The following is a 26,793-nucleotide window of genomic DNA, read 5'->3' on the forward strand; positions in this document are numbered from 1 at the left end:
GCGTAACCCCCATCCCGCTCCTGCGGCGTGGGTGGGGGATGTTTGGGGGGGTGGGGGGGGGCCCGGGGGGGGCCCGGGGGGCCCCCCCCCCCCGGCCGGGGGCCCCGCTCCGCTCCTCGGCTCCGCAGCCGTCCGGCTGCTCAACCGCTCGGCCGTTCGGCCGCTCAGCTCTGGGTGAAGCCGGTGAAGTCGGCCTCGCCGCTGGTGCCGGCGCTGTGCGAGGTGGTGAACAGGCCGACGTCCTGGAGCGCGGCCGCGCCGGGGAGGACGGCCTGGCCGACCTTCGTCCAGGTGGTGCCGTCGGCGGAGGAGTAGCCGGTGTACGTCGCACCCTCGCGCACCAGCTTCAGCCAGCTCGGGTAGCTCGCCGAGCCCGAACCCTGGTTCGCCGGAGCGCTGTTGGAGTCCAGCTTGCCGTCGCCGTCGCTGTCCCACTGGAGCACGTAGCCCTTGCCGGGCGCCTCGGCCAGGATGACGTAACCGGCCGACGCGCCGGGCTTGGTGATGTCGTTGCGGACCATGATCCCGGCCTTGGCCCAGTCGCTGGTCGGCGCCTGGGCGGTGAGCTTCACGACCGTGGTGGAGCCGTCGTGTTCGGCGCCCGGCCGGTAGACGGTGCTGTACTCGTCGACGTCGTAGTAGAGGTCGGCGCCCGCGCCGTCGATGGCGAACGTCCCGTTCTGCGCGCCGAAGACGGCGGTGGTGTCGGTGAAGACCCGGTACGGCGCCTGCACGGGTGAGGCGAGCAGGACCGGCGCGGGCGCGGTGACGCTCTGCGGGCCGCCCGGTCCGTGCGCGGTGGCGGTGCCGGTGAGGGTGGCCCGGGTGAGCGGCGTCGGCAGGTCCGCCGGGGCGGTCACCCGGAAGGTGGCCTGCGCCCGGCCACCGGGCGGCACGTGCCCCACCCGGGTCTCCGACAGGGGTGCCACCGTCCAGCCGGCCGGGACGTCCAGTCCGAGCACCACGTCGTTCGCCGACTGGGCGCCGTTGTTGGCGAGTTCCGTGGTGGCCGTGGCCGAACCGCCGGGGGCGAGGTCGGGCACCTCGGTCCGCAGGACGAGGTCCGGGTGCTGTCCGCCCGGGTGGTCGGTCGGGGTGACCCGGTACATCACGGCGCCGTGGCCGGGCACGGTGGAGCTGATCGCCCCGGCGGTCTCACCGTCGGTGTGCGCCCAGAGGTCGCGCAGGAGGTACCCCTTGGCCTTGGGCAGGCCGACCGCCGCCGCGGTGGTGGAGACCACGGCGGGCTGCGCGTTCTCGTTGAACAGCGTGACCGCCACGCTGCCGTCGGCGAGCGGCTTGGCCAGCACGTCCAGGCCGCCGGCCATGCTCACCGGCCGCCCCTGCTTGCCGAGCCGGTCCTGGTCGACGGCGACGACCTCGGTGTTGCCGTAGACGGCGAGGGTGTCGGCGCTCGCCTTGCGCAGGTCGGTGCCGGCGATCAGCGGGGCCGCCATCTCCGCCCAGAGCGAGAAGTGGGCGCGGTCCTCGGTCGCCGTCATGCCGTTGCCGACCTCCAGCATGTCCGGGTCGTTCCAGCCGCCCGGCCCGGCGGCGTCGGCGAGTCCGGCGTTGGCGTGGAAGATGTCCAGCATCCGGCCGAAGGACGGGTCGATGTCCCCGGTGGTGCGCCAGAGTTGGCCGACGGTGCGGCCCCACGTCCACACGCTGTCCTGGCCCCAGTTGCAGAGGCTGTAGACCATCGGACGGCCGGTCTTCGCCAGTGCGTCGGCCATGGCGCGGTAGCGCTGCTGGGACGGGACGCCCTGGTTGTAGCAGTTGTCGTACTTCAGGTAGTCGACGCCCCACGAGGCGAAGGAGGCCGCGTCCTGCTGCTCGTGGCCGAGGCTGCCGGGATATCCCGCACAGGTCAGGGTGCCGGCGCTCTCGTAGATGCCGAGCTTGAGGCCCTTGGCGTGCACGTAGGCGGCCACGCCCGCGATTCCGTGCGGGAACTTGACCGGGTCGGCGACGAGTCGGCCGGCGGCGTCGCGGGCCCTGCCCATCCAGCAGTCGTCGATGTTGACGTACTGGTAGCCCGCGGCGCGCAGGCCGGCCGAGACCAGTTTGTCGGCGGTCTGCTCGACCAGTTGCTCGTCGACGTCGCAGCCGAACGCGTTCCAGTCGTTCCAGCCCATCGGCGGGGTGAGGGCCAGTGCGGCGCCGGTCGGCTCGGCGGCTGCCGCGGGGGTGCCGGTGAGGGGGACGGCGGCGAGGGGTGCCGCCGCCAGCGAGGCCGCGAGTAACGCGGCCCACGTCTTGCGCATCGTGTCTCCTGGGTCCGGAGGGTTGCGGACGGTGGTGCAGGAACCCTGCGCAGGGCGCTGGAAAGCGAACCAAATCAAACACAGGCAGTCAAGAGTCAACGCAATCAGACGGATATCAACGAAGGGTGTTAGCGGCGGGGAGCTGCACGGACGCCAGGGCGCGGACCCGACGGACGTGCGTGACCGGGAGCCCGGAACGTAGGTGCGCAGGAGGGGGGCGGACATGCTGACGGAGCCCGCGGCGTCGACGGTCAGGTCGACGCCGCGGGCTCCGGTGGGCGCGGCGGGCGCCCGGGGTCAGCCGGTCGCGGCGGAACGGAGGCGGGCCGCGGCCTGCTCCGGGCTCACGTCGGTGACGAAGGCGTCGAGCCCGGACTCCACGCCGGCCAGGTACTTGAGCTTGCCGGGCGCCCTTCGGATGGTGAACAGCTCGAGGTGGAGGGCGAGTTCGCCACCACCGGTGTCCGGCGCCTGGTGCCAGGCGGAGATGTACGGGGTCCGGTTGGGGGCCGCGCCGGGCGGGGCGGGGAACAGCGCGTCGAAGCGGCGCAGCAGGTCCAGGTAGAGGCCGGGGAACTCGGCGCGTTCGGCCTCCGAGAGTGCGGTCAGGTCGGCGACCCGCCGGTGGGGGTAGAGGTGGACCTCGTAGGGCCAGCGGGCGGCGAACGGCACGAACGCCGTCCAGTGCTCGCCCCGGAGCACCAGCCGCTCGGTGGAGTCCCGTTCGGCGGCGAGGAGGTCCTCGAACAGGTTCCGGCCGGTGCGGGCCCGGTGGGCCTCGGCGCGGGCGATCATCCGGGCGGTGCGGGAGGGGACGAACGGGAAGGCGTAGATCTGACCGTGCGGGTGGGCGAGCGTGACCCCGATCTCCGCGCCGCGGTTCTCGAAGCAGTACACCTGCCGGACGCCGGGCAGGGCGGAGAGTTCCGCCGTGCGGTCCGTCCAGGCGTCCAGCACCAGTCGGGCCCGGGCCTCGTCCAGGTCGGCGAAGGAGGCGTCGTGATCGGAGGTGAAGCAGACCACCTCGCAGCGGCCGTTGCCGGGCCGGAGGGTGTGCAGGGGCGCGTCCCGCTCCGCGACGTGGTCGGCGGCGCCGGTGGCGAGCGAGGGAAAGCGGTTCTCGAAGACCGCCACCTCGTAGTCGGCCGCCGGGATCTCGCTGAGCCGCCCGTCGCGGGAGGGGCACAGCGGGCACTCGCCGGCCGGCGGGTGGTAGGTGCGCTGCTGGCGGTGCGCCGCCACCGTCACCCACTCGCCGAGCACCGGGTCGAGCCGGATCTCGGAGAGGCTCGCCGCGGGCTCCAGGGGGCGTTCGTCGGTGACGTCGCGGAGCGCGCCCGGCTCCCGGTCGAAGTAGACCAGTTCGCGGCCGTCGGCCAGCTTGGTGGCGGTTCTGTGCACCGCTGTACTCCTTACGCGTGGGACGTCGCCCCGGCAGTTTTCGAGCTTCAACAGATTCAAACAGAGACGATCGCTTGTCAACAAGCATCCCGGCTGGTCGGGGCGCGCCCCGGTTCGCCGAGCCGACCCGACTGAACATGGTCATCGCGGATATTGACCCTGAGGGTGGTCGTGTTTGATTATGTCGGAATGAGCTCCCGCTCGCTGATCGACACCGCCGGCGGGGACCCCACCCGCGCACCAGGCATGGAGCTGAACGCGATGATCGACGAGGCCGCCACCGACTTCGAGGCCGTCCACGGGGCACGGCCGAGCGGCACGTGGGCCGCCCCCGGCCGGGTCAACCTGATCGGCGAGCACACCGACTACAACGACGGCTTCGTCCTGCCCATCGCCCTCCCGCACACCACCCGGGTCACCGCCCGCGGCCGGGCGGACCGGCGGCTGCGGCTCTACAGCGCCCAGGGCGACGGCAGGGTCACCGACCTCGCCCTCGACGGCCTGGCCCCGGGCGTGGTGGCCGGCTGGGCCGCCTACCCGGCGGGCGTGTTCTGGGCGCTCGCCGAGGCGGGGCACCCCGTCGGCGGGGCCGACCTGTTCATCGACAGCGACGTGCCGACCGGGGCCGGCCTCTCCTCCTCGGCCGCCCTGGAGTGCGCGACGGCCGCGGCCCTGAACGACCTCCACGGCCTCGGCCTGACCGGCCCGCAGCTCGCCCTGGTCGCCCAGCGGGCCGAGAACGCCTTCGTCGGCGTGCCCTGCGGCGTGATGGACCAGATGGCCTCCGCCTGCTGCACGGCCGGCACCGCGCTGTTCCTGGACACCCGGACGCTGGAGCAGCGGCACGTGCCGTTCGACCTCGAGGCGGCGGGACTGCGACTGCTGGTCATCGACACCAGGGTCAAGCACGACCTCGGCGACGGCGCCTACGCGGCCCTGCGGGCCGGCTGCGAGCGCGCCGCCGAGCTGCTCGGCCTCCCCGCGCTGCGCGACCTCGCGGTCGCCGACCTGGACCCGGCGCTGGGCCGGCTGCCCGGCGAACTCCGCTCGCTGGTCCGGCACGTGGTGACCGAGAACGAACGCGTCACCGAGACCGTGGAGCGGCTGGAGCACGGCGCGACGGCCGCGCTGGGCCCGATCCTGACGGCCGGACACGCGTCGCTGCGCGACGACTTCCGGGTCTCCTGCGCGGAGACCGACCTGGCGGTCGAGGCCGCCGTCGCCGCCGGGGCACTGGGCGCGCGGATGACCGGCGGCGGCTTCGGCGGGTCGGTCGTCGCCCTGGTCGCGGAGGCGGACGCGGAACCGGTCGCGGAGGCGGTGCGATCGGCCTTCGGCTCGGCGGGTCACCGCCCGCCGGTGGTCTTCACCGCCGTCCCCTCGACGGGAGCCCGGCGGGTGGCCTGACCGGGCGCCGCCCGGCCGCCCGTACAACCGTCCGTACGGACGCCCGGACGACCGTCCGCTCAGGTGCCCGCCCAGCCTGTCGCCCGGGCGATCGCTCGGCCGGTCGTCCGGGTGCCCGCTCAGCCGCCCGCCGGGACGACGACGAGTTCGCCGACGGACTCGGCGAGCACCTCGCGCGCGGTCGCCGGCAGGGCGTCGTCGGTGACGAAGCAGTCGACCTCCGTCAGGTTCGCGAAGCTGCTCAGCCCGACCACGCCCCACTTGGTGTGGTCCGCGACCACCACGGTGCGGCGTGCCGAGGCGATCAGAGCCCGGTTGGTCTGCGCCTCGGCGAGGTTGGGCGTGGTGAGGCCGGCCTGCTCGCTCACCCCGTGCACACCCAGGATCAGCAGGTCCACGTGCAGCGACCGGATCGTCTGGTCGGCGAGCGCCCCGACCAGGGCCGCCGAGCGGGTGGGCGATCCACCGGTCAGCAGCAGCGACGGGGCGGTCTCCCTCCCGTCGCTCCCGGCCGCCCACAGCAGGTCCGCGATGCGCAGCGAGTTGGTCACCACCGTCAGCTCCGGGACCTCCAGCAGCCTGGCGGCGACGGCGTAGGTCGTCGTCCCGCCCGAGAGCGCCACCACGCTGCCCGGCTCCACCAGCTTGACCGCGGCGTCCGCGAGCGCGGCCTTGGTGCCCTCCTCCAGCCCGGACTTGGCGTCGAAGCCGGGTTCGAAGGTGCTCGCCGACCCGGTCGCCACCGCGCCGCCGTGGACCTTCTCCACGGCGCCCTGGCGGACCAGGGCGTCGAGGTCCCGGCGGATGGTCATGTCGGACACGCCGAACTGCTCGACCAGTTCGGCGACCCGGATCGCGCCGGTCCGGCGGATCGCCTCCAGGATCAGCGCCTGGCGCTGGGCGGCGAGCAAGGTCTGGTCAGCCACGGATGACCTTTCGATCGAACGAGCACGTGCGGCTTGTGCGTTCTCGTCGGCGCCGGGAACACGGCCGGGTCCTGCGCCGCCCATTATCCCAGGGCGGGTGCGCCGCCCGTGACCGGTGCCGGGCACGGGGAACGGGGCCGCCGGCGCCGCGGGCGGTCGCCCCAGCGGGCGGGCCGCCCGCGGCACCGGCGGGCCGCGGCAGGGGGGTTCCCGCCGCGCGGGAACCCGTGGGATCAGGCGGGCAGGCCGACCGCGCGTTCCCGGTTGCGGCGCTGCTGGATGACCACGGCGGCGACCAGCAGGGTGCCCTGGGCGACGTTCTGCCAGAAGGCGTTGATGCCCTGGACGGTGAGGCCGTTCTGCAGCGCGCCGAGCAGCGCGACGGCGAGCAGGGTGCCGCCGATGCCGCCCTTGCCGCCCTTCAGGGCGCAGCCGCCGAGGGCGGCCGCGGTGATCGACTGCAGTTCCAGGCCCTCGCTGCCGGAGACGGGCTGGCCGCTGCCGGTGCGGGCGGTGAGCAGCACGCCCGCGAGGGCGGCGACGGCACCGGAGAGGGCGTAGGCGGCGATCAGGTACTTGTTGAGGTTGATGCCGGCCAGGCGGGCGGCGGTGTCGTTGCCGCCGATCGCGTACACGTTGCGGCCGATGTCGGTGTAGGTGAGCAGCACGTGCACGGCGGCGGCGGTGAGGATCAGCAGCCAGACCATGGTGGGCAGTCCGGCGATCTTGCCCCGGCTGAGGAAGACGAAGACCGGGTCGTTGAGCACGTAGCCCTGGGCCCGGCCGTCCGAGACGAGCTGGGCGACGCCCTTGTAGGCGGCGAGTCCGGCCAGGGTGGCGATGGTCGGGTTGACCCGCCCGTAGACGATCACGACGCCGTTGAACAGGCCGATGCCGGCACCGATGGCGAGGGCCGCGCCGATGCCGAGGTACGGGTTGGCGCCGGTGGAGGTGAAGACCATGGCGCTGGTGACGGAGGCCAGGCCGGCCTGGGAGCCGACCGAGATGTCGAGGCCGCCGCAGATGATCACCACGGTCTGGACCACGGCCAGCAGTCCGGAGATGGTGACGGCCTCGGCGATGACCTGGATGTTGTCCCAGCCGACGAAGTTCGGGTTGAGCCAGCCGAACAGCGCGGTGACGGCGACGAGGGCGCCGATCAGGCTGAGGTTCTGGCCGCCGATCGCGGCGAGCAGCGCACGCGGGCCACCGGAGCGGGCGGGCAGGGCCGCGGTGTCCGGCACCGGCGCGGTCGGGGGAGTGGCGGTGGTCATGCGTCCACCTCGCCGTGCCGGGCGGGGGCACAGGCCCACGCGCGCCTCTCGACGCTTCGCTCGCTTCGCTCGTTCATTGGGTCTCTCCGGTCTGGGCAGGTACGGGTTGGGCGAGGTCGTCGGCCATGGCGAGGGCGAGGACGGCCTCTTCCGTCGCCCGTTCGCGGGGGAGCTCGCCGGTGGTGCGGCCGTTCTGCATCACCACGACCCGGTCGGCCAGGCCGAGCACTTCGGGCAGTTCGGAGGAGATGACCAGCACGGCGGTGCCCTCGCGGGCGAGGTCGGCGATGATCTGGTAGATCTCGGCCTTGGCGCCGATGTCGACGCCGCGGGTGGGTTCGTCCAGGATGAGCAGGTCCGGCCGGCGGGCGAGCCAGCGGGCGAGGACGACCTTCTGCTGGTTGCCGCCGGACAGCGTGCGGACCTCCGCCTCGACAGAGGGCGCGCGGACCCGCAGCCGGTCGGCGTACTCCTGGGCGAGGTCCTTCTCCTGGCGGCGCCTGACGAACCGCCACCGGCTGAGCCGGCGCAGGCTGACCAGCGAGGTGTTGTCGCGGATCGTGCGCTGGAGGAACAGCGCCTGGGACTTGCGCTCCTCGGGGGCCAGGCCGATGCCGGCGGCGATGGCGTCGCGGGGGTTCCGCAGCCGCAGCACCTCGCCGTTGAGGGACACCGTGCCGGAGCGGATCGGGACGTCGCCGGCGAGGGCGAGGGCGAGTTCGGAGCGTCCGGCACCGATCAGGCCGGCCAGGGCGACCACCTCGCCGGCCCGCACCCGCAGGCTGACGTCGTGCACGTCGTCGGTGGTGACGCCCTTGACGTCCAGCACGACGCGGTCGGTGGCGACCTGCTGGCGGACGAACAGCGAGGACAGGTCGCGGCCGACCATCAGCCGGACGAGCTCGGCCTCGTCGGTGGCGGAGGCCTCGACCACACCGGCCACCCGGCCGTCGCGCAGGACGGCGATGCGGTCGGCGAGCCGGAAGATCTCCTTCATCCGGTGGGAGACGTAGACGATCGCGATGCCCTCGTCGCGCAGGCGGCCGATCAGCGCGAACAGGGCCTCGACCTCGTGTTCGGAGAGCGAGGAGGTGGGTTCGTCGAAGGCGATCGCGCGGGGCGGGACGGCGCCGGTCAGCGCCCGCATGATCTCGACCAACTGGCGCTGGGCAGCGGTGAGTTCGGATCCGAGGAGGTCGGGGTCGAGGACCTTGTCGAAGCCGAGGCGGTGGAGGTCGCCGACGATCCGGCGGCGCAGCCCGGCGCGGTCCAGGCGGCGCAGCCGGGTGCGGGGCAGCGCACCGGCGTACACGTTCTCGGCGACCGGTACGTGCGGGATGATCTCGGGTTCCTGCGGGATGATCCGGATCCCGGCGCGGCGGGCGTCCTGCGGCGAGTGGAGGTCGAGCTCCCGACCGTCCAGCAGGACGCGTCCCGCGGTGGGGCGGTGGTCGCCGGTGAGGATCCGCAGCAGGGTGGACTTGCCGGCGCCGTTCTCGCCCATCAGGGCGGTGACCTGCCCGGGCGGGAAGTCGAGGGTGACGTCCGTCAGCGCCTGGACGGCGCCGAAGCGCTTGGACACCGCCTGGGCGTGGAGGCCGGCGGAGCCGCCCGGTGGTGGGTGGGGCGAGGATTCAGGTGGGGTCATCGGGGCCTCGTTGGCGGTGCGGTGGCGGGCGGTGCGGGCGCGGGCGGTGCGGTGGCACGCGGTGCGGTGGCACGCGGTGCGGTGGCACGCGGTGCGGTGGCACGCGGTGCGGGCGCGGGTGTGCGGTGGCGGGAGGCGCGGCGGCACGGGTGCAGGCGCGGGCGGTGCGGGTGCGGGCGGCAGGAAACCGCCTTCCGGGTCGGCGGCGGTGCGGCGGGAGCCTCGGCGACCCACCCGCACCACCGGCTCGACGCGGCGCCGGGTGCGGCGTCAGCTGCAGGACACGCCCGCGGACTGCCACGTCGCGGCGTCGACCATCTTGGTCGGGGCGAAGGCCTCCTTGGGGAAGTCCTTGCCGTTCTTGAGCTTGTCGTACATCGTCTGGACCGACAGGGCGCCGACGTCCTTGCCGTTGATGAACAGGGCGGCCTTCATGCCGGAGGGCTTGCCGGAGGCCCAGTCCTTGCACGCCAGGTAGGCGCCCAGGCCGACGCCGTCGATGTCGTCGGGGCTGATCCCGGCGTTCTGGAGGGCGGTGACGGCGCCCTGGACGTTCTCGTCGTTGCAGCCCCACGCCACCCAGTGCTTGACGCCGGGGTTGGCGGTGATGGTGGCGGCCACCTTGTCCTGCGCGCCGGTCGGGGTGTTGTCGGTGGCCACGTCGATGGCCTGCACGCCCGGAACGGCCTGGTCGAAGGCGGCCTTGGCGGCCTTGACCCGGTCACCGCAGACGGTGACGTCCTGCTTCCAGGCGGAGAGGACCCGGGTGTCGGCGGCGTTCCAGCCGGCCTTCTTGAACTCCTCCGCGGCGCGCTGGCCGACCTGCTGGCCCATCTGCTGGCCGGAGAAGCCGATCCGGGGCACCAGGTCGCCCGGGGCGCACTGCGCCGGGGCGGGGCCGCTCGCGCAGACCTGGTCGTCGGAGGTGAGCAGGGCGGCCTTGGCGTCCCGGGCGGTCTGCACCACCTGGGGGCCGACGGCCGGGTCCGGCACCACGATGATCAGCCCGTTGCTCTTCTGCGCGATCGCGGCCTGCACCTCGCCGACGGTCTTGTTGGCGTCGTTGCCGAGGTTCACCACCTTGAGGTCGGCGCCCAGCTCAGCGGCCTTGGCCTTGGCGCCCGCGGCCTCGTCGACGAAGTACTGCTGGTCGCCCTGCTTCTGCAGGTAGGTGATGGAGACCTTGCCGGACACCGGGGCCACCGGCGCGTCGGCGCCGGAGGAGGAGGTCTGTCCGGTCGAACAGGCCGTCAGGCCGAAGGCGGCGGCCAGGCTCAGCGCGGCGAGCGGGGCCAGGCGGCCGCGGGGGGAGAGGTGCATGGTGGGGCTCCTGGGGGTGGGGGCCGATCAGCCAGTAGCAACAGAATCGCTCAGAAAGCATCGCAATCAAACGCGACGGAGCAAAGGGAAACGCTCAGTGCAGGCCTGAGTCAAGGTCAGGTTGACCTTCCGGGCGGTTTCGAAACCGTCTCGTTATGCCCGCCGGTCGCGGCCCGTGCGGCGGGGCGCCGATGGTGGGCGCCCCTGCCCATGCGAAACACCCCGGCCCTGGGGGCCGGGGTGCGGGACATGTCCGGATGTTGCGGGCGCCGTCAGCCGGTGGAGGACTCGCGCAGCTCCTCGACGGCGGCCTGGTAGGCATCGGCGGCGCGAGCGAAGTAGTCGAAGAGGACCTCCCGTTGCTCGGGTGAGTAGCCGGCGAGGAGTTCGCCGATCCGCTGCCGGGCGGGAGCCATCGCCTCGTCGAGGGCGGCGGGTCTGCCGACGGGCTCCACGATCACCTTGCGCCGGTCGTCCGGGGACGGGGTGCGCCGCACGTAGCCGGCCGCCTCCAGGCGGTCGATCAGCCGGGTGGTGGGGCCGGTGGTCAGGCCGGTCCGCGCACCCAGCTCGCCCGGCGTCATCGGGCCGCCGAGCTCCAGCACGTTCAGCGCGTACAGGTCGGTCGCGCCCAGTTCGCACGCCTTGGCGCTGGCGTGGCCGTGGAGCATCACGGCGCTCAGGTAGCGGCGGTAGGTCTCACTCGCCCCGGGCGGGGCGGCATGGGTTGACACGGGCACTCCCACTTCCTAGTCTCTTCCTCAGCGAAGAGACTTCCTCAGAGAAGATAGATCCTGAGAGAAGCATCTCCATCGCCGAAGCTACCATGGGGGAAATCGATGACCACGCACCAGCCCGCGCCCGCCGACCGCCTCGAGGACTCGGCCGCCGTCGAGGCGCTGCTGCGGCGCAGCGCCGCCGCCTGGGCGGCCGGCGACGGCTCCGCGTACGGGGCCTGCTTCACCGCCGACGCCACCGACATCACCTACGTCGGCACCCTCTACCGCGGCGGAGCCGAGATCGGCCGCGCCCACCAGGCACTGTTCGACAGCTTCCTCAAGGGCACCAGCCTCGACCTCGACCTGGTCGACCTGCGCTTCCACGGCCCCGACACCGCGGTGGCGGTGACCCGCGGCGACGTCCGCAGGAACGGCGCCAAGCCCGGCCGGCCCGGCAAGCTCGCCACCTACACCCTGGTCCGCGAGGCCGACGGCCGGTGGCGGATCGCCGCCGTCCAGAAGACCAGGCGCAAGCCGCTCATGGAGGCCGTGTCCTTCCGCTTCCAGCCCGCCACCCGACCCGCCCAGGACTGACCGCCCCGCCCACCCGGCACCGCCCGACCGCAACGGGAGCAGCCCCATGACCATCCCACCCGCCGACCAGCGCCCCACGGCGCTGGTCACCGGGGCCGGCGCCGGCATCGGCCGCGCCTTCGCCCGACGCCTCGCCCAGGACGGCTACCGGGTGATCGCCGTCGCCCGCGACCCCGACCGGCTGCGCACGCTCACCGCACGGCTCGGTCCCGGTCACGAGCACCTCGCCGCCGACCTCGCCACCGGCGACGGCGTCCGCCGCACCGCGGAACTGATCGCCGGCACCCGCGTCCACCTGCTGGTCAACAACGCCGGAACCGCCGCCACCGGCCCGTTCACCACCACGCCGCTCGAGCGTGCGCAGGAGATGCTGCAGCTGAACTGCCACGCGCTGACCGCCCTGTCGCACGCCTTCCTCGCCCGGGCCCGCCCGGGCGACGCCCTGCTGAACGTCTCCTCCACCCTGGCCTACGCGCCGAAGCCGGACCTCGCCGTCTACAGCGCCACCAAGGCCTACACCACCAGCCTCACCGAGGCGCTCTGGGCGGCGCACCGCACGTCCGGCATCCGCGTCCTGGCCGTCTGCCCGGGCATGACCGCCACCGACTCCCAGCCCCACCGGGACGCCCCCGCCGCACTCGTGCACACCCCCGACCAGGTCGTCACCGCCGCGCTGCGCGCGCTGCGCCGGGGCGACCGGCCCACGGCCGTCCCCGGCGCCGCCAACCGCCTCTTCGCCCTCGCCGCCCGGATCCTCCCCCGTCGCCGGACCCTCTCCGCGCTCGCCCGCGACTGACCGGCCCCCGGCCACGGCTCCGCGGTCGGGCGCGTGCGAGTCCCGCCGTTGGGCAGATGATGGAGTGCGGCGACGTGCGAGCATCGCCGTGCAGGCGAGGAGGTGGTGCCGGTGCCGCACCGACTGGGACCGTCGGACGTCGCCCTGGCCGCGAGCGGTCTGCTGGACGTCCTCGGCGTCGCGGCCGTCGTCCTCGACGAGGACGGCCGGATCGCGCTGTGGAGCCCCCCGGCCGAGGAGCTCTTCGGCTACTCCTGCGAGGAGGCCCTCGGTCGCTACGCGGCCGACCTGCTCACCGACCCCGACCGGCGCCAACCGGTGCTGGAGGCGTTCACCCGGGTCATGGCGGGGGAGGGCACCTGGGCCGGAGCGTTCCCCGTCCGCCACAAGGACGGGCACACCGTGCTGACGGAGTTCCGCAACATGCGGCTCCAGGCCTCCTCCGGCAACTGGTACGCCCTCGGCATCGCCTCGGCCCGCGAGACGCTGCGCCGGGTGGAACGGGACCTCGCCCTGTCGGCGCGCCTGGTCGAGCAGGCGCCGCTCGGGCTGGCCGTCCTCGACCCCGGCCTGCGCTACGTATTGGTCAACCGCACCCTGGAACGGATCAACGGGGTGCCGGCGGCCGACCACCTGGGCCGCACACCCCACGAGGTGCTGCCCCACCTCGACGTCGCCGCGATCGAGGAGCGGATGCGGCAGGTCCTGGCCACCGGGCAACCGGTGCTGGAGGAGTTCACCACCGGCCGGGTGCCGCACGACGGCGACCGCGAGCACGCCTGGACCTCCTCCTTCTACCGGCTGGAGGACCAGGCCCACCGGGTGATCGGGCTGGCGATCTCGGTCGTCGACGTCACCGAACAGCACCAGGCGGCCCTGGCCGCCGCCCGCGCCCGGCGACGCCTGGCGCTGATCGCCGACGCCTCCATCAGGGTCGGCACGACCCTCGACCTCGCGACCACCGCCCGCGAACTCGCCGACGTCACCGTGCCGGAGGTCGCCGACATCGCCGCCATCGACCTGCTGGACTCCGTGCTGCCCGGCGGGGCGGCGAAGAGCGGCGACGGCGGGTCCGCACGGTTCCGGGCCATGGCCGTCAAGACCGCCCACCCGACGCCCGCCGCCGAGGCCGCCGACCCCGTCGGAGAGGTCACCCGCTACCACCCGCAGCGACTCGTCACCCAGGCCGCCACCGCCCGCCCGGTGCTCGTCCCCCGCATCCGGCCGGAGGACCTGCGGCGGATCGCCCGCGACGACCACGCGGCGCGCCTGCTCCGGGACGCCGGCGTCCACTCCTACCTCGCGGTGCCGCTGATCGCCCGGGGCCGCGTCCTCGGCGTGCTCGACCTCAAACGCAACCGCAACCCCGCCCCCTTCGACCGCGACGACCTCCTGCTCGCCACCGAACTCGCCGCCCGGGCCGCGATCGCCATCGACAACGCCCGCTGGTACCAGCACCAGCGCCGGGCCACCGTCGCCCTGCAGCGCCACCTCCTCCCGCCCCAGCACTCGCCGCAGGCACCAGGACTGGCCATCGCCCACCGCTACCAGCCCGCCGGCGCCGCCGACGAGACCGGCGGGGACTGGTTCGACGTCATCCCCCTGCCGGACGGCCGCACCGCCCTCGTCGTCGGGGACGTCATGGGCTCCGGCATCAACGCCGCCGCCACCATGGGCCAGTTGCGCACCGCCACCCGCGCCCTGGCCCGGCTCGACCCCGACCCGGCCGCACTCCTCACCCACCTCGACGAGACCGCCCACGACCTCGGCGACACCATGGCCACCTGCCTGATCGCCCTCTGCGACCCGGCCGCCCGGCACTGCCGCCTCGCCGGCGCCGGACACCCTCCGCCGGTCCTCGTCCGCCCCGGCCACAACCCGCGCGCCGTCCCCCTGGAGCCCGGCCCACCGCTGGGCGTCGGCGGCCTGCCCTTCCCCGGTCACGACCTCGACCTGCGCCCCGGCGACGACCTCATCCTCTACACCGACGGCCTGATCGAGGTCCGCGACCAGGACATCGACCAGCGGTTGCAAACGCTCGTCGACCTCGTCGCCGGCCCCCGCCGACCGCTGGAGGACACCTGCGACCTGCTGCTCGGCGCGCTCCGGCGGCCCGACACCCAGGACGACGTCGCGCTGCTCATCGCGCGCGTCCTCACCCCCGCCCCGCCCGGCGGCGAGGACCTCCGCGCCGGGTGAGGGCCGCGGCGCGAGCGGCCGCGCCGCGGCTCCGAGCGCGGGGCCGAACGCCCCGCCCTCGGCAGCGGCTGGCAAGCTGGGGCCGGTCGGGGTGCCGCCGGGCACCCCACGGCGCGGGGGGAGACGTCATGCGCGGTGGTTCCGGGGCCGGGGCTGGAACGGGTGCGCCACCGCCGCCGGTGGACCGGGAGCTGGCCGGCGCGCTCGCGGCCCTCACCGACCGGGCCGGGGCGCCCCTCACCCCCGAGGACCTCCCGGCGTGGCAGGCACGGGACGCCCGGACGCGCCCCCGGCCCGGGGTCGAGGAACTGCGGGACGGCGGACGCTTCGAGGTGTGCGAACTGCTCACGCCGGCCACCGGATCGACCCCGCCGGTACGGCTGGTCAGCGCGAGGCCCGCCGGGCCCCGGGGGCCGCTGCCCGTCCTCTACTACCTGCACGGCGGCGGGATGGTCTCGGGCAACGCGTGGTCGGTGCTGCCCCGGCTGCTGCGGGAGACGGCCGAGCCGCTGCGGCTGGCCGTCGTCTCCGTCGAGTACCGGCTCGCCCCGGGCGCGCCCTACCCGGCGGCGGTGGAGGACTGCTACGCCGGGCTGCTGTGGGTGGCCGAGCACGCCGACCGGCTGGGCCTGGACGCCGGACGGACCGTGATCGGCGGCAAGAGCGCGGGCGGCGGGCTCGCCGCGGCGCTCGCGCTGCTGACCCGTGACCGCGGAGGCCCGGTGCCGATCGGGCAGCTGCTGCTGAGCCCGATGCTCGACGACCGCAACGACACCTTCTCCGCCCACCAGTTGGCCGGCCACGACACCTGGGACCGCACCTCCAACGCGACGGCCTGGCGGGCCCTGCTCGGCGACCGGTGCGGGGCCCCGGACCTGCCGCCGTACGCGGCCCCCGCCCGGGCCACCGACCTGACGGAGCTGCCTCCGGCCTACATCGAGGTCGGATCGGCCGAGACCTTCCGCGACGAAGCCGTCGGCTACGCCGACGCCCTCTGGCGGGCGGGCGGCGACGCCGAACTGCACGTCTGGCCCGGCGCGTTCCACGGCTTCGACACGGTCGCCCCCGGTGCGGCGCTCAGCCGCGACGCCCGCGATGCCCGCACCCGCTGGCTGCGCCGGGTCCTCGCGGGTCGGTGAGCCGGGTCGGTGAGCCGGGTCGGTGACCCGCTCGGAGAGGGGGCGCCGGGCCGACGCCGCGCCGGACGCACCCGGGCCCCCGGACCGGCGGAGCGGTCCAGGGGCCCAAGTGCGGTGCGCGGACGGTCAGATGACCGTCTCGGCCTCCACGTAACGCTCCTGCGGGACGGTCTTCAGCTCGGCGACCGCCTCGGCCAGCGGCACCAGGTTGATGTCGGTGCCCTGCAGCGCGGTGATGTGCCCGAAGGCGCCCTTGTGCACGGCCTCGACGGCGTGCCAGCCGAAGCGGGTGGCCAGCACCCGGTCGTAGGCGGTCGGGGTGCCGCCGCGCTGGGTGTGGCCGAGGATCACCGGACGGGCCTCCTTGCCGAGGCGGTGTTCCAGCTCGCGGGAGAGCTGGGTGGCGATGCCGGTGAAGCGCTCGTGGCCGTAGATGTCCTTGGTGCCCTCCTCCCAGTGCATGGTGCCGGGCTCGGGCTTGGCACCCTCGGCGCAGACCACGATGGCGAACTTCTTCTGGCGGTCGAAGCGTTCGCGGACGACGGCGGTGAGCTTCTCGATGTGGAACGGGCGCTCCGGGACGACGATGGCGTGCGCGCCGGCCGCCATGCCCGCGTTCAGCGCGATCCAGCCGGTGTGCCGGCCCATGACCTCGACGACCATGACCCGCTGGTGGGACTCGGCGGTGGTCTTCAGGCGGTCCAGGGCCTCGGTGGCGACCGAGACGGCGGTGTCGAAGCCGAAGGTCACGTCGGTGGCGGCGATGTCGTTGTCGATGGTCTTCGGCACGCCGACGATCGGCAGGCCCGCGTCGCTCATCAGCTTGGCGGCCTTCAGGGTGCCCTCGCCGCCGATCGGGATCACCGCGTCCAGGCCGAGGTCGGAGCAGTACCGCTTGGCCCGTTCGACGCCGTCGCGCAGGTGGCTCGGCTGCACCCGGGAGGAACCGAGGATGGTGCCGCCCTGGGCCAGGATGCCGCTCACCGAGTCCAGGGTCAGGGGGCGGTGGTGGCCCTCCAGGAAACCGCGCCAGCCGTCCTCGAACCCGATGATCTCGTCGCCGTGGTCGACCACCCCCCGGTGGACCACGGAACGGATCACCGCGTTCAGGCCGGGGCAGTCACCGCCGCTGGTCAGCACTCCGATACGCATTAGCTTTGCAACTCCCGAGCAGAACCGAGGAACGGCCGGACTACAGGCTGGGCGACGAGCCGACACCGTACCGAGGCGCACCCACGCCGAGGTGGCGGGGAGGTGGCCGTGGGATGTCGGACCGGCCGATCCGGACAGAACGTCCGAAAACGGCCGTGCAGTCGAGCATACGGCCCCTGGTCCGGCCGGGCAGGAGCCGACGCGGGAGCGGCGCCTTCGGCGCCCCCGCGCGGAATTGCAGCCTGCTGCCGAGGAGGGTGTGCAGCCGGCAGCCCCATTGTCGTACGTCCGGGGCCGCCCGCGGGCCGGGTGACCGCATCGCGGGCACCCGGGCGGGGCGTACGGACGTCCTAGGCGGGGCGCGTCGTGGCGGCGATGCGCTCGGCGCGCAGCGCGTCGTACCAGGTGGTGTCGGCCGGCGGCAGGGCGTTGACGTCCAGCGCCAGCTTGATCAGCATGTCGGCCACGGCGGGGTTGCGGGCCAGCACCGGGCCGTGCAGGTAGGTGCCGAAGACGGTGTCCCGCCAGGCGCCCTCGGTGCCGTCACCGGTGCCGTTGCCCCGGCCGACGCTGACGGTCGCGAACGGCTGGACGCCCTGGCCGAGGTGGGTGATGCCCTGGTGGTTCTCGAACCCGGTCAGCTGCGGCAGGCCGAGCCGCGGGTCCACGTCGGCCAGCACGTCGCCGACGCAGCGGGCGCCGTCGCCGCGCGTGGTCCAGACGTCGAGCAGGCCGAGGCCCGGCTCGCGCTCGCCGAGGTCGTTGATGAACTCGCGGCCCATGATCTGGAAGCCGGCGCAGACGCCGAAGATGATCGCGCCGTTCTCGGCGGCCCGCACCAGGCCGCTGTCGGCGCGCAGCCGCTCGGCGGCCAGGCGCTGGGGGCGGTCCTCGCCGCCGCCGATCAGGTAGATGTCCCCGCTGGTGGGGATCGCCTGGTCGGAGCGGACGTCGATCCGGGTCACGTTGAGATGGCGCTGGCGGGCCCGGCGCTCCACGACCAGGGCGTTGCCCCGGTCGCCGTAGGTGCTGAGCAGGTCCGGGTAGACCCAGACCACGCGCAGGCTGCTCTCACTCATCCTCGAAGGCCTTCCGTCACGAAAAGACTGGTGTGCGGGCGCGGCATCAGCCGGCCACGACCTTCCGCAGCTGCTGGAAGGCGGTGTAGTTGGCGATCGCCTCGATCCGGCCGGGCGGGGCCATCCGGACGGCCTGCTCCAGGGTGTCCACCACGTGGAACTGCAGCCCGGCGACCTCCAGACGGACGGCCAGGTCCAGCTTGCGCTGGCCCATCACGAAGATCGGGTGGCCGGCCAGGCGCTCGTAGTCGACGTCCCACAGCCAGGAGGTGTCGGTGCCGTCGGCGTCGAGGGCGTTGACGGAGAGGATCACCGGGGCCGGCGGGCCGTCGATCAGCGAGAAGGTCTCCAGCCAGCCGGCCGGGTTCTTCGCCAGCAGCAGCCTTATGTCCCGGCCCTGGTACTGCACCACGTCGTAGCGGCCGGCCACGGCGGTCACCGAGCGCATCCGCTCCAGGGCCACCTGCGGGGCGACGCCGAACACGGCGGCGACGGCGGCCGAGCTGGTGGCGTTGGCCAGGTTGGCGCGGCCGGGCAGCTGCAGCTGGATCGGCCAGGCGCCGCGCTGCGGGTCGATCACGTGGGTGCCCTGGAGCGCCCAGTGCGGGTTGGGGCGCCGGAAGCCGCAGTCCTGGCAGAACCAGTCGTCGCCGGGGCGCTGCATCACACCGCCGCACGCGGGGCAGGACCAGGCGTCCTCCTTCCAGGCCTGTCCGGCCGCCACCCAGACCACCTTCTTGCAGGAGGAGGCGGCCCAGGTCACCAGCGGGTCGTCGGCGTTGGCGATGACCACGGCCTCGGTGTCCTGGAGGCCCTCGCGCCACTTCTCCGCCATCATGCGGGTCTCGGCGGCGCGGTCGAGCTGGTCGCGGGAGAGGTTGAGCAGGGCGATCGCCTTGGGGCGGGTGTCGCGGGCGACCGTCGCCAGGTACTTCTCGTCGACCTCGATGACGCCGAAGCGGGCGTCGCTGCCGCCGGCCAGGGCGGAGGTGATGCCGGCCGGCATGTTGGCGCCCAGGGCGTTGGAGACCACCGGGCCGGCGGCGCGCAGCGCCTCGGCGATCAGGCGGGTGGTGGTGGTCTTGCCGTTGGTCGCGCTGACCAGGACGACGTCGAGGTGGTCGGCGAGGGTGGCGAGCAGATCGGGGTCGAGCCTGAGGGCGACCTTGCCGCCGATCACCGAGCCGCTTCCGCGTCCGGCCTTGCGCGACACGGCGGCGGCGACCCGGCCGGCCGTGACCGCGATCTTGGCGCGGGCCGGCAGCGAGGCGTCGCGTGCGCCTGTGGGCTCCGATTCGGTGCCTGCCATGCTCAGTGGTTCCTCCTTGCTGCGGCACCGCCCGTGGCCGGATAACGGGCCGTCGGGCGGCGGGGACGGGGTCAGCCTACCGACTCCGTCGCCCGACCGGACGATCCGGACCCCGCGCCGCCTGGCGCGACGCGACCGCGGGCCGGCCTGACATGCCGTCAACAAGGGCGGTGTACGGAGCGGCCCCCGTTTCCCGGGAGACGCTCCCCGGCGGTCTCCGGGTTCCCGGGACGTCCGGTAAGGATGTGGTGAAGAAATGATCAGCAGCCCGGAGCGAGGGCCGGTGCGGGGGCGGTCCCGGCGGCAAGCGTGGCGGTGATCACCAGGGTGCCGTCCTCGGCGCGGAAGTCCAGCGGCGCCGGGAGGCGGCGCATCGCGGCGATCAGCCCGGAGTTGGCGGCGTGGGTCACCGCGTACACCGTCCCGATCCCGGCCGCCCGGGCCAGCGCGGTCAGCCGCCGCAGCAGTGCCACCCCCAGTCCGTGCCGCTGCCAGGCGTCCTCGACCAGCACGGCGAGCTCCGCCTCGCCGTCGTCCCACATCAGGTGCCCCAGGGCGAGCAGCCGCCCGTCGGGGGCGCTCACCGCCAGGCTGCGGCCGTGCCGGGCGTCCAGCAGGTGGTCCAGGTAGCGGTCGGCGTCGCGGACCGGACCGTGGTAGCGCAGCCGCAGCGCGGCGGGGGAGCAGCGGCCGTGCATCGCCAGCGCCGCGGCCTTGTCGGCCGGCCCGGCGGGGCGCAGCAGCAGCTCGGTCCCGTCCGGCAGGGACAGCCGGGACACCGCCTCCGCGCCCCGGGTGTCCGGGCGGGACGGAGCCGGATGCGAGCGGGCCGGCCGGTGCTGACCGCCGCCGGGCGCGGGCGGTCGGGCGGTCTGGCCGGCGGGCGCCGCGACGCACCTGCGGAAGGGCCGGTGCCAGAGCCGTTCGGGGCGAGTGCGTGATGCCGTCATGGGACCGACGCTATCGAGGGCGCGCTTCCGGCCGGTTACGTGATCGTGAACGCACGAATGCCCGCCGCCAGGGCGTCCCCGCGACCGGGACGAGCCCGGCCGGGATCCGGACCGCGGCCTCATGCGGCCGGGACGACGGGCGGCCGACGGTGGAGTCCGTACCCGGCGCTCCTGGCGACCAGGCCGCCGGGGTCCGCACGTCCACGCACCGAAGGCTCCTCCCATGCACAACGCCCACCCCACCCGGTCCGCCTCCGTCTCCGTCCCGCACGCCCGCCGGGCCCCCGCCGGCACCGCGCTCACGGACCTGCTCGACCGGCAGGTGCGAACCCGCCCCACCGCCGCCGCGGTGGTCGGCGAGGGGCGCGACCTCTCCCTCGGCGAGCGCTCCTCGCCCGACCGCTCCCTGCCCCACCTCTCCTTCCGCGAGCTCTCCGAGCAGGCCCGTCGGACGGCCGCGAGGCTCCGCGCGCTCGGCGCCGGGGCGGACGGCTGCGTCGGTCTGTACCTCGACCCCTCCGTCGACCTGGTCGTCGGGGTCTGGGGCGTCCTGTACGCCGGGGCCGGCTACCTGCCGCTCTCGCCCGAGTACCCGCAGGACCGGCTCCGCCACATGGTCGAGGACAGCGGCACCCGGATCGTCCTCACCCAGCGGCACCTGCGCGAGCGGCTCGCCGCGCTGGTCCCGCCCGGCACCGAGCTCGTCACCTTCGGGGACGCGCCGGCGACGCCCGCGCGCACGCAGGGCGAGGAGCGCGACGCCGGCCCGGAGCCGGACTCCCTGGCCTACGTCATCTACACCTCGGGCAGCACCGGCCGCCCCAAGGGCGTGCAGATCGAGCACCGCGCGGTGGTCTCCCAACTGCGCTGGCTGCACAACGATGGGCACCTGGGCCCGGCGGTCACCGTGCTGCAGAAGACGCCGATGAGCTTCGACGCCGCCCAGTGGGAGATCCTCGCCCCGGCCGTCGGCGCCCGGGTGGTGGCCGGCACGCCCGGCCTGTACCGGGATCCGGAGGCGCTGGTCGCGGCCGTCCGCCGGTACGGCGTGACCGCCCTGCAGGCGGTGCCCACCCTGCTGCAGGCCCTCCTGGACACCGAGGGCTTCACCGACTGCACCGGCCTGACCGGTCTTTTCTCCGGCGGTGAGGCGCTCTCGCTGCGGCTGGCCCGCGACCTCGGCGCGGCCCTGCCCGGGGCGTCGCTGGTCAACCTGTACGGGCCGACCGAGTGCACCATCAACGCCACCGCCCACGTGGTCGACCCGGCCGCGCCGGCGGACGGCGCCGGCACGGTGCCGATCGGCCGGCCGGTCGACAACACCCAGTGCTACATCCTGGACGGGCGGTCGGCCCCGGTCGCCCTCGGGGAGGTCGGCGAGCTGTACATCGGCGGGGTGCAGCTGGCCCGCGGCTACCTGCACCGGCCCGAGCTGACCGCCGAGCGTTTCGTCCCCTCCCCGTTCGCGCCGGCCGAGCGGCTGTACCGCACCGGCGACCTGGCGCACTGGAATCCGGACGGCACCATCCAGTTCGTCGGTCGGGCCGACAACCAGGTCAAACTGCGCGGCTACCGGATCGAGTTGGACGAGATCGCCCGCGCGATCGAGGAGCACGGCTGGGTGCGCCGGGCGGCCGCCGTGGTCTCCGACGACGAACGCACCGGCCACCGGGACCTGGTCGCCTGCATCGAGCTCGATCCGCGCGAAGCCGCGCTGATGGACCAGGGCAGCCACGGCGGCCACCACCGGTCCAAGGCCAGCCGGTTGCAGGTCAGGGCGCAGCTGTCGGACCCGGGTGTGCGCGAACCCGCCCGGCTGGCCGGGCGCGAGAAGCTCGCACTGCCCGGCCGGCGGGAGAGCCAGGCCCAGCGCCGCGCGGCCTTCGCCCGCAAGACCTACCGCTTCTACGACGGCGGCCCGGTGACCCGGGACGACCTCACCGCGCTGCTGGCCCCGCGCCCGGCCGGGACCTTCGGCCGCGACCTCGGCCTGCTGAGCCTTCCCGAACTCGGCCGCGTGCTGCGCTGGTTCGGCCAGTTCCACAGCGACCGGCGGCTGCTGCCCAAGTACGCGTACGCCTCGCCCGGCGCGCTGTACGCGACCCAGCTGTACCTGGAGACCGGCGGCCTGGACGGGCTGGCCGCCGGGCTGTACTACCACCACCCGGTCGAGCACGGCCTGGTCCGGATCGGGGACGCGCCGCCGGCGCGGGAGCCGTACCTGACGCTGCACTTCTCCGGCAAGCACGGTGCCATCGCCCCGGTGTACCGGAACAACATCCGTGAGGTGCTGGAGTTCGAGACCGGGCACATGCTCGGCGTCCTCGAGGAGGTGCTGCCCCGGTACGGGCTGGACGTCCGCCCGCTCGGCCACGACCCGGCCGTCAAGCCGCGGCTCGACGTCGCCGAGGAGGACCACTACCTCGGCAGCTTCTCCGTCGTCCGCAACGGCGGCCGGCCCGCCGAGGAGGACACCGAGCTGTACGTCCAGGCCCACGGGGACCGGGTGGAGGGCCTGCCGGGCGGCCTCTACCGGTACGAGCAGGGCGGGTTGACACCGGTCTCGGCCGAGGTGGTGGAGTCCAGGCACGTGATCGCGATCAACCAGGCGGTGTACGCCCGGGCCGCGTTCGGCATCACCGCCGTCAGCCGCTCCCGGCAGGAGTGGCTGGAGTACATCACGCTCGGCACCAAGCTGCACCACCTGCAGCGCAACGGCCTGGGCCTCGGCCTGATGTCCTCGGGCTACAGCTCCAGATCCGGCCATCCGCTGCCCGCTGCGCGCCGGATCGACGAGATCCTCGGCGCCGTCGGCATCGCACCCGGCGCGTCGTACTTCTTCCTCGGCGGAAGGGTGAGCGAGGAGCAGATCCGCAGCGAGGGCATGCGCGAGGACGCCGTCCACATGAAGGGTCCCGCCGAGATCGTCAAGGACGAACTCGCCGCGCTGCTGCCCGACTACATGCTGCCCAACCGGGTGCTGGTGGTGGACGCCCTGCCGCTCACCGCGAACGGCAAGGTCGACCTCAAGGCCCTCGCCGCGTCCGAGGCCGTCCGCGCCGGCGGGGCGCGCGGCGAGTACGTCGCGCCGGGCACCGTGCACGAGCGGTGGCTCGCGGAGGCGTGGGGGAAGGCGCTCGGCTACCGGGAGGGCCAGGAGGTCTCGGTGACGGACGAGTTCTTCGCCGTCGGCGGCGACTCGTTGACCGCGGTGGCCCTGGTCAACCGGATCAACCGGGAGTTCGGGACCTCGCTGCCGTTGCAGGTCGTGTTCGAGTCCCCGAGGCTGGGCGACCTGGCGGCCCGCATCCGGCGCGCGGACGACGCGCCCGCTCCGCGGCTGGTCCCGCTGCACCGCGGATCCACCGGGCGGCCCGTCTTCTGCTGGCCCGGCCTGGGCGGCTACCCGATGAACCTGCGGCTGCTCGGCCGGGAGGCGGGCGACGGCCGCACCTTCTACGGCGTCCAGGCGTACGGCATCAACGAGGGCGAGACGCCGTACCCCACCATCCGGGAGACGGCCGCCGCGGACGTCGCGGAACTGCGGCGGGTGCAGCCGGAGGGCCCGTACACCCTCTGGGGATACTCCTTCGGCGCCCGGGTCGCCTTCGAGGCCGCCTGGCAGCTGGAGCGGGCCGGCCGGCGGGTCGAGCACCTGGTGCTGATCTGCCCCGGGAACCCCCGGGTCGGCCGGTCCGGCGGGCGGCGCCGCGGACGCGAGGCCTCCTACGCCGACCCCGGGTACCTGACGATCCTCTTCTCGGTGTTCGCCGGGGCGGTCAGCGGGCCGGACCTGGAACGGTGCCTGGCCGAGGTCGCCGACGAGGACGGCTTCGTCGCCCTCGTCCACCGGATGCTGCCGGAGCTGGGCGAGGAGGTGATCCGCCGGATCACCCGGATCGTCGCCGGGACGTACGAGTTCGAGTACGGCTTCCACGAGCTCGCCGAACGGCGGCTGGACGCCCCGGTGACCATCCTCAAGGCGGCCGGCGACGACTACTCGTTCATCGAGGGCAGCACCGGCTACTCGGCCGCCCCGCCGGCCGTGGTCCAGCTGGCCGGGGACCACTACGGCGTGCTGAAGGAGCCCGGCGTGCACGAACTGGCCGCCGCCATCCGGGCGGTGGAGCGGGCGGCACCGTGACGCCCTGACCTGACGGGGACACGCTCACGGATGGCCCAGGGTCCGTGACCACGGGGAGCCCCTTCGGATAGGGATGGCTCGGCTGTCCGCCGACCCACCTCGACCCGAAGGGGCCCTTCCATGCTCTCCAGGAACTCCACGCTGGCCACGGCCTGTTGCGCCCTGCTGCTGGCCGCACCGATCGCCCTGGCCCAGTCCGCCGCGGCCGCCGGAACCAGCACCGGCAACGGCCCCAAGACGCCCGAGGAGGCCGCCGCCTGCAAGATGGTGACCGGCACCCTGCTCGGCGGCTTCGGCGCCCTGCTGGGCAACGCCGTCTGCGTCGTCCAGCCGTCGACCAACCGCTGACACCGGCGCCCGCCGGTCCGGCGGCGGGGGTCCCTCCTCGGGCCCCCGCCGCCGCCCCTTGCTCCCCCGCGCAGGGGCTCAGGCGATCCGGGTCGGGGTGTCCCGGAGGGTGTGCCCGGTGGCGGTGAGGAGGGTGCTGAGGGCGGCGGGGGTGACGGTGTGCGGAGTGCGGAGGAAGAGCTCGTCGGTGGCGGGGTGCAGCGAGACCAGCGCGATCCGGTGGTCGGCGAGGGTGGTCGGGGTGTGCGCCAGGGCGGTGGTGCGCACCCGCCACAGGGTGGTCGGGGGAGGGGCGTGCGGGGACCACCAGGCGTGCAGGAGAGCGGCGGCGAGCAGCGCGACGGCGGCGGTGGTGAGGACGATCGGGCCGTCGGAGCCGTGGAGGACGACCTTCGCGATCAGGTCGGCGGCGGTGACGGAGAGGAAGGCGGCGGCGAGCTCGACGGTGTCGCGGCGCCAGCGGCGGGCACGGTGGAGGGAGGGCTTCACGTCATCCATGCCCTTCAGCGTGCCCGGCCGGTGTTTCGTGGCCACGACCCCGCCGTGACCTGGTGGTTAAGGTCCCCGCGGAGGTGTTACGACATCAGCTCGCGGGCCGCGGCCTTCACCTCGGCGAGGAGGAGGCGCAGGTCGTCCTCGGTCGTGGCGGCGTTGAGCAGGCAGGCGCGGAGCATCTCGTGGTCGCCCAGCCGGGCGCCGGTGACGAAGACCCGGCCGCGCCGCTGGACGGCCGGCGCGACCGCGCGGTTGAGCGCGTCGCGGGCGGCGGTGTCCAGGCCGGGGGCGCGGTGGCGGAACGCGACGATCGAGGTCTGCACCTCGGCGAGCAGCTCCAACTCGTCGTCCGCCCGCACGAGTTCACCGAGCTGCCGGGCGAGCACGGTGCACCGGGTGATGTCCCGGGCCAGACCGGAACGGCCGCGGTGGGCGATGGTGGCCCAGACCTTGAGGGCGCGGAACGGGCGGGTCTGCTCGGTGCCGTACTCGGAGAACCAGCCGAGCGACCCGGCCGACTCGTCGCGCAGGTAGGACGGGACGAGGCTGAAGGTGGCGCGCAGCTCCTCGGTGTCGCGGACGAGCGCGCAGCCGCAGTCGACGGGGACGCCCAGCCACTTGTGCGGGTCGAGGGCGAGCGAGTCGGCGCGCTCCAGGCCCGCGTAGCGGTGGGCGATGGCGGGGTCGAGCCGGCCGAAGGCGCCGTACGCACCGTCCACGTGCAGCCAGAGCCGCTGCTCCTCGCACAGGTCGGCGATCGGCTCGAAGGCGTCCACCGCACCGGTGCCGACGGTGCCGGCCGAGGCGACGACCAGGAAGGGCAGCAGTCCGGCGGCGCGGTCCCGCTCGACGGCGGCCCGCAGGTCGGCGGTGTCCAGGCGGCCGTCGGGGCCGGTGGCGACGGTGCGCAGGTGCCGGCTGCCGAGCCCGAGGAGCTCGGCGGCCTTGCGGACGCAGGAGTGGGTCTCCCCGGTGACGTAGCCGACCAGCGGGGGCATCCCGGCCAGGCCCTCCTCGCGGACGTCCCGGCCGGCCAGCCGGGCGGCGCGGTTGCGGGCGGCCGCGAGGCAGACGATGGTCGCCATCGAGGCGCCGGAGGTGAGCAGGCCGCCGCCGGGCGGGTGGGGGAAGTCGACGAGTTCGGCGATCCAGCGGACCACGGCGCGTTCCAGGTGCACGTCGGCGTGGTCGCCGCCGGCCGTGCTGGGGTTCATCGCCGAGGCGGCGAGGGTGGCCAGCACCCCGGCGGGGGCGGGGGCGGAGTTGACCCAGCCGAAGAACCGGGGGTGGCCGTTGCCCATGGGGTGGGGGAGGACGTCCGTCCCGATGGCGTCCAGCAGTGCGGCGAGCGGCCGGCCCTCGGCGGGCAGCGGGGCGTCGAGCAGGGCCTGTCGGGCGGCTTCGTCCATCGGTTGCCAGACCGGCCGGGCGGGCAGCCCGGCGAGGTGGTCGGAGACCAGGTCGGCGGCGGTGTGGGCGGCGCTGCGGAAGTCCTCGGTGGTGATGGCGTGCTCCAGGGAGGCCGGGGTGGGACCGGGCCGGGCGCGGCTTCCTCGGCGCACCCTGGTCAGGCGGTGGTCGGGTGATCCTACGCAAAGGGCCCGCGCCGTGCGGCGCGGGCCCTGG

General features: G+C 74.4%; 20 protein-coding genes. 7 read left to right on the forward strand and 13 right to left on the reverse strand.

The features are described 5' to 3' along the window. Positions 1–164: 164 nt before the first annotated feature. Both ACGF07_RS31225 and galT read right to left on the reverse strand, forming a co-directional pair. On the reverse strand, positions 165–2,267 hold the full coding sequence (locus ACGF07_RS31225) for an NEW3 domain-containing protein (protein ID WP_392904210.1): 2,103 nt from the start codon (positions 2,265–2,267) through the stop codon (positions 165–167). A 297-nt stretch (positions 2,268–2,564) separates the two neighbouring features. After that, positions 2,565–3,668, reverse strand: a complete 1,104-nt coding sequence (gene galT / locus ACGF07_RS31230) for a galactose-1-phosphate uridylyltransferase (protein WP_350750051.1) — start codon at positions 3,666–3,668, stop codon at positions 2,565–2,567. 246 nt (positions 3,669–3,914) lie between these two features. Between galT and galK the strand changes: the two genes are divergently transcribed. Further along, positions 3,915–5,075: a galactokinase gene (gene galK / locus ACGF07_RS31235; protein WP_392904306.1), complete on the forward strand. Its 1,161-nt coding sequence runs from the start codon at positions 3,915–3,917 to the stop codon at positions 5,073–5,075. Positions 5,076–5,194: 119 nt separating this feature from the next. Here the strand turns inward: galK and ACGF07_RS31240 are convergent, their stop codons facing one another. From ACGF07_RS31240 to ACGF07_RS31260, 5 genes are all read right to left on the reverse strand, one after another. Continuing rightward, positions 5,195–6,001 (reverse strand): DeoR/GlpR family DNA-binding transcription regulator, encoded by an 807-nt coding sequence (locus ACGF07_RS31240; protein WP_350750048.1) that lies wholly within the window; start codon positions 5,999–6,001, stop codon positions 5,195–5,197. A 233-nt stretch (positions 6,002–6,234) separates the two neighbouring features. Further along, entirely contained in the window at positions 6,235–7,275 is a 1,041-nt protein-coding gene (locus ACGF07_RS31245) for an ABC transporter permease (protein WP_392904213.1), read from the reverse strand. Positions 7,276–7,348: 73 nt separating this feature from the next. After that, positions 7,349–8,923, reverse strand: a complete 1,575-nt coding sequence (locus tag ACGF07_RS31250) for a sugar ABC transporter ATP-binding protein (protein ID WP_392904216.1) — start codon at positions 8,921–8,923, stop codon at positions 7,349–7,351. Between the two features lie 270 nt (positions 8,924–9,193). After that, positions 9,194–10,243: a substrate-binding domain-containing protein gene (locus ACGF07_RS31255; RefSeq protein WP_392904219.1), complete on the reverse strand. Its 1,050-nt coding sequence runs from the start codon at positions 10,241–10,243 to the stop codon at positions 9,194–9,196. 272 nt (positions 10,244–10,515) lie between these two features. Then, on the reverse strand, positions 10,516–10,914 hold the full coding sequence (locus ACGF07_RS31260; RefSeq protein WP_350743643.1) for a MarR family transcriptional regulator: 399 nt from the start codon (positions 10,912–10,914) through the stop codon (positions 10,516–10,518). A 168-nt stretch (positions 10,915–11,082) separates the two neighbouring features. Here ACGF07_RS31260 and ACGF07_RS31265 point away from each other — a divergent pair, with 168 nt between their 5' ends. The 4 genes from ACGF07_RS31265 (at position 11,083) to ACGF07_RS31280 (ending at position 15,690) form a co-directional block, all read left to right on the forward strand. After that, positions 11,083–11,556 carry an SgcJ/EcaC family oxidoreductase gene (locus tag ACGF07_RS31265; RefSeq protein ID WP_392904222.1) on the forward strand — a complete coding sequence of 158 codons (474 nt, stop codon included), beginning with the start codon at positions 11,083–11,085 and terminating at the stop codon, positions 11,554–11,556. Positions 11,557–11,602: 46 nt separating this feature from the next. After that, on the forward strand, positions 11,603–12,352 hold the full coding sequence (locus tag ACGF07_RS31270) for an SDR family NAD(P)-dependent oxidoreductase (RefSeq protein ID WP_392904224.1): 750 nt from the start codon (positions 11,603–11,605) through the stop codon (positions 12,350–12,352). A gap of 111 nt (positions 12,353–12,463) precedes the next feature. Next, positions 12,464–14,551: a SpoIIE family protein phosphatase gene (locus ACGF07_RS31275; RefSeq protein WP_350743630.1), complete on the forward strand. Its 2,088-nt coding sequence runs from the start codon at positions 12,464–12,466 to the stop codon at positions 14,549–14,551. Positions 14,552–14,679: 128 nt separating this feature from the next. Further along, positions 14,680–15,690, forward strand: coding sequence for an alpha/beta hydrolase (locus ACGF07_RS31280; protein ID WP_392904226.1), 1,011 nt, complete (start codon positions 14,680–14,682; stop codon positions 15,688–15,690). A 126-nt stretch (positions 15,691–15,816) separates the two neighbouring features. Here the strand turns inward: ACGF07_RS31280 and ACGF07_RS31285 are convergent, their stop codons facing one another. The 4 genes from ACGF07_RS31285 to ACGF07_RS31300 all read right to left on the reverse strand — a co-directional run bounded on the left by ACGF07_RS31285 (position 15,817) and on the right by ACGF07_RS31300 (position 20,180). Next, positions 15,817–16,842 carry a 6-phosphofructokinase gene (locus ACGF07_RS31285; RefSeq protein ID WP_350743632.1) on the reverse strand — a complete coding sequence of 342 codons (1,026 nt, stop codon included), beginning with the start codon at positions 16,840–16,842 and terminating at the stop codon, positions 15,817–15,819. Positions 16,843–17,192: 350 nt separating this feature from the next. Next, positions 17,193–17,921, reverse strand: a complete 729-nt coding sequence (locus ACGF07_RS31290) for a glutamine amidotransferase (RefSeq protein WP_350743633.1) — start codon at positions 17,919–17,921, stop codon at positions 17,193–17,195. Between the two features lie 46 nt (positions 17,922–17,967). Beyond that, entirely contained in the window at positions 17,968–19,230 is a 1,263-nt protein-coding gene (locus tag ACGF07_RS31295; RefSeq protein WP_350743634.1) for a MurT ligase domain-containing protein, read from the reverse strand. 260 nt (positions 19,231–19,490) lie between these two features. Continuing rightward, the gene (locus tag ACGF07_RS31300) at positions 19,491–20,180 is read right to left on the reverse strand and encodes a GNAT family N-acetyltransferase (RefSeq protein ID WP_350743635.1); all 690 of its coding nucleotides are present in this window, start codon (positions 20,178–20,180) and stop codon (positions 19,491–19,493) included. Positions 20,181–20,403: 223 nt separating this feature from the next. On the opposite strand from ACGF07_RS31300, the gene ACGF07_RS31305 reads away from it, so the two are divergent. Both ACGF07_RS31305 and ACGF07_RS31310 read left to right on the forward strand, forming a co-directional pair. Beyond that, positions 20,404–24,324 (forward strand): amino acid adenylation domain-containing protein, encoded by a 3,921-nt coding sequence (locus ACGF07_RS31305; protein ID WP_392904229.1) that lies wholly within the window; start codon positions 20,404–20,406, stop codon positions 24,322–24,324. Between the two features lie 120 nt (positions 24,325–24,444). After that, the gene (locus tag ACGF07_RS31310) at positions 24,445–24,672 is read left to right on the forward strand and encodes a hypothetical protein (protein ID WP_392904231.1); all 228 of its coding nucleotides are present in this window, start codon (positions 24,445–24,447) and stop codon (positions 24,670–24,672) included. A gap of 78 nt (positions 24,673–24,750) precedes the next feature. On the opposite strand, the gene ACGF07_RS31315 is transcribed toward ACGF07_RS31310, so the two are convergent. Beyond that, positions 24,751–25,170 carry a hypothetical protein gene (locus tag ACGF07_RS31315; RefSeq protein WP_350743638.1) on the reverse strand — a complete coding sequence of 140 codons (420 nt, stop codon included), beginning with the start codon at positions 25,168–25,170 and terminating at the stop codon, positions 24,751–24,753. A 77-nt stretch (positions 25,171–25,247) separates the two neighbouring features. After that, a complete protein-coding gene (locus tag ACGF07_RS31320; RefSeq protein ID WP_392904233.1) occupies positions 25,248–26,729 on the reverse strand; it encodes a pyridoxal phosphate-dependent decarboxylase family protein in 1,482 nt (493 codons plus the stop codon). Positions 26,730–26,793: the final 64 nt, after the last annotated feature.

Origin of the sequence: Kitasatospora sp. NPDC048194 (assembly GCF_043202455.1) — a bacterium.
Lineage (GTDB): Bacteria > Actinomycetota > Actinomycetes > Streptomycetales > Streptomycetaceae > Kitasatospora.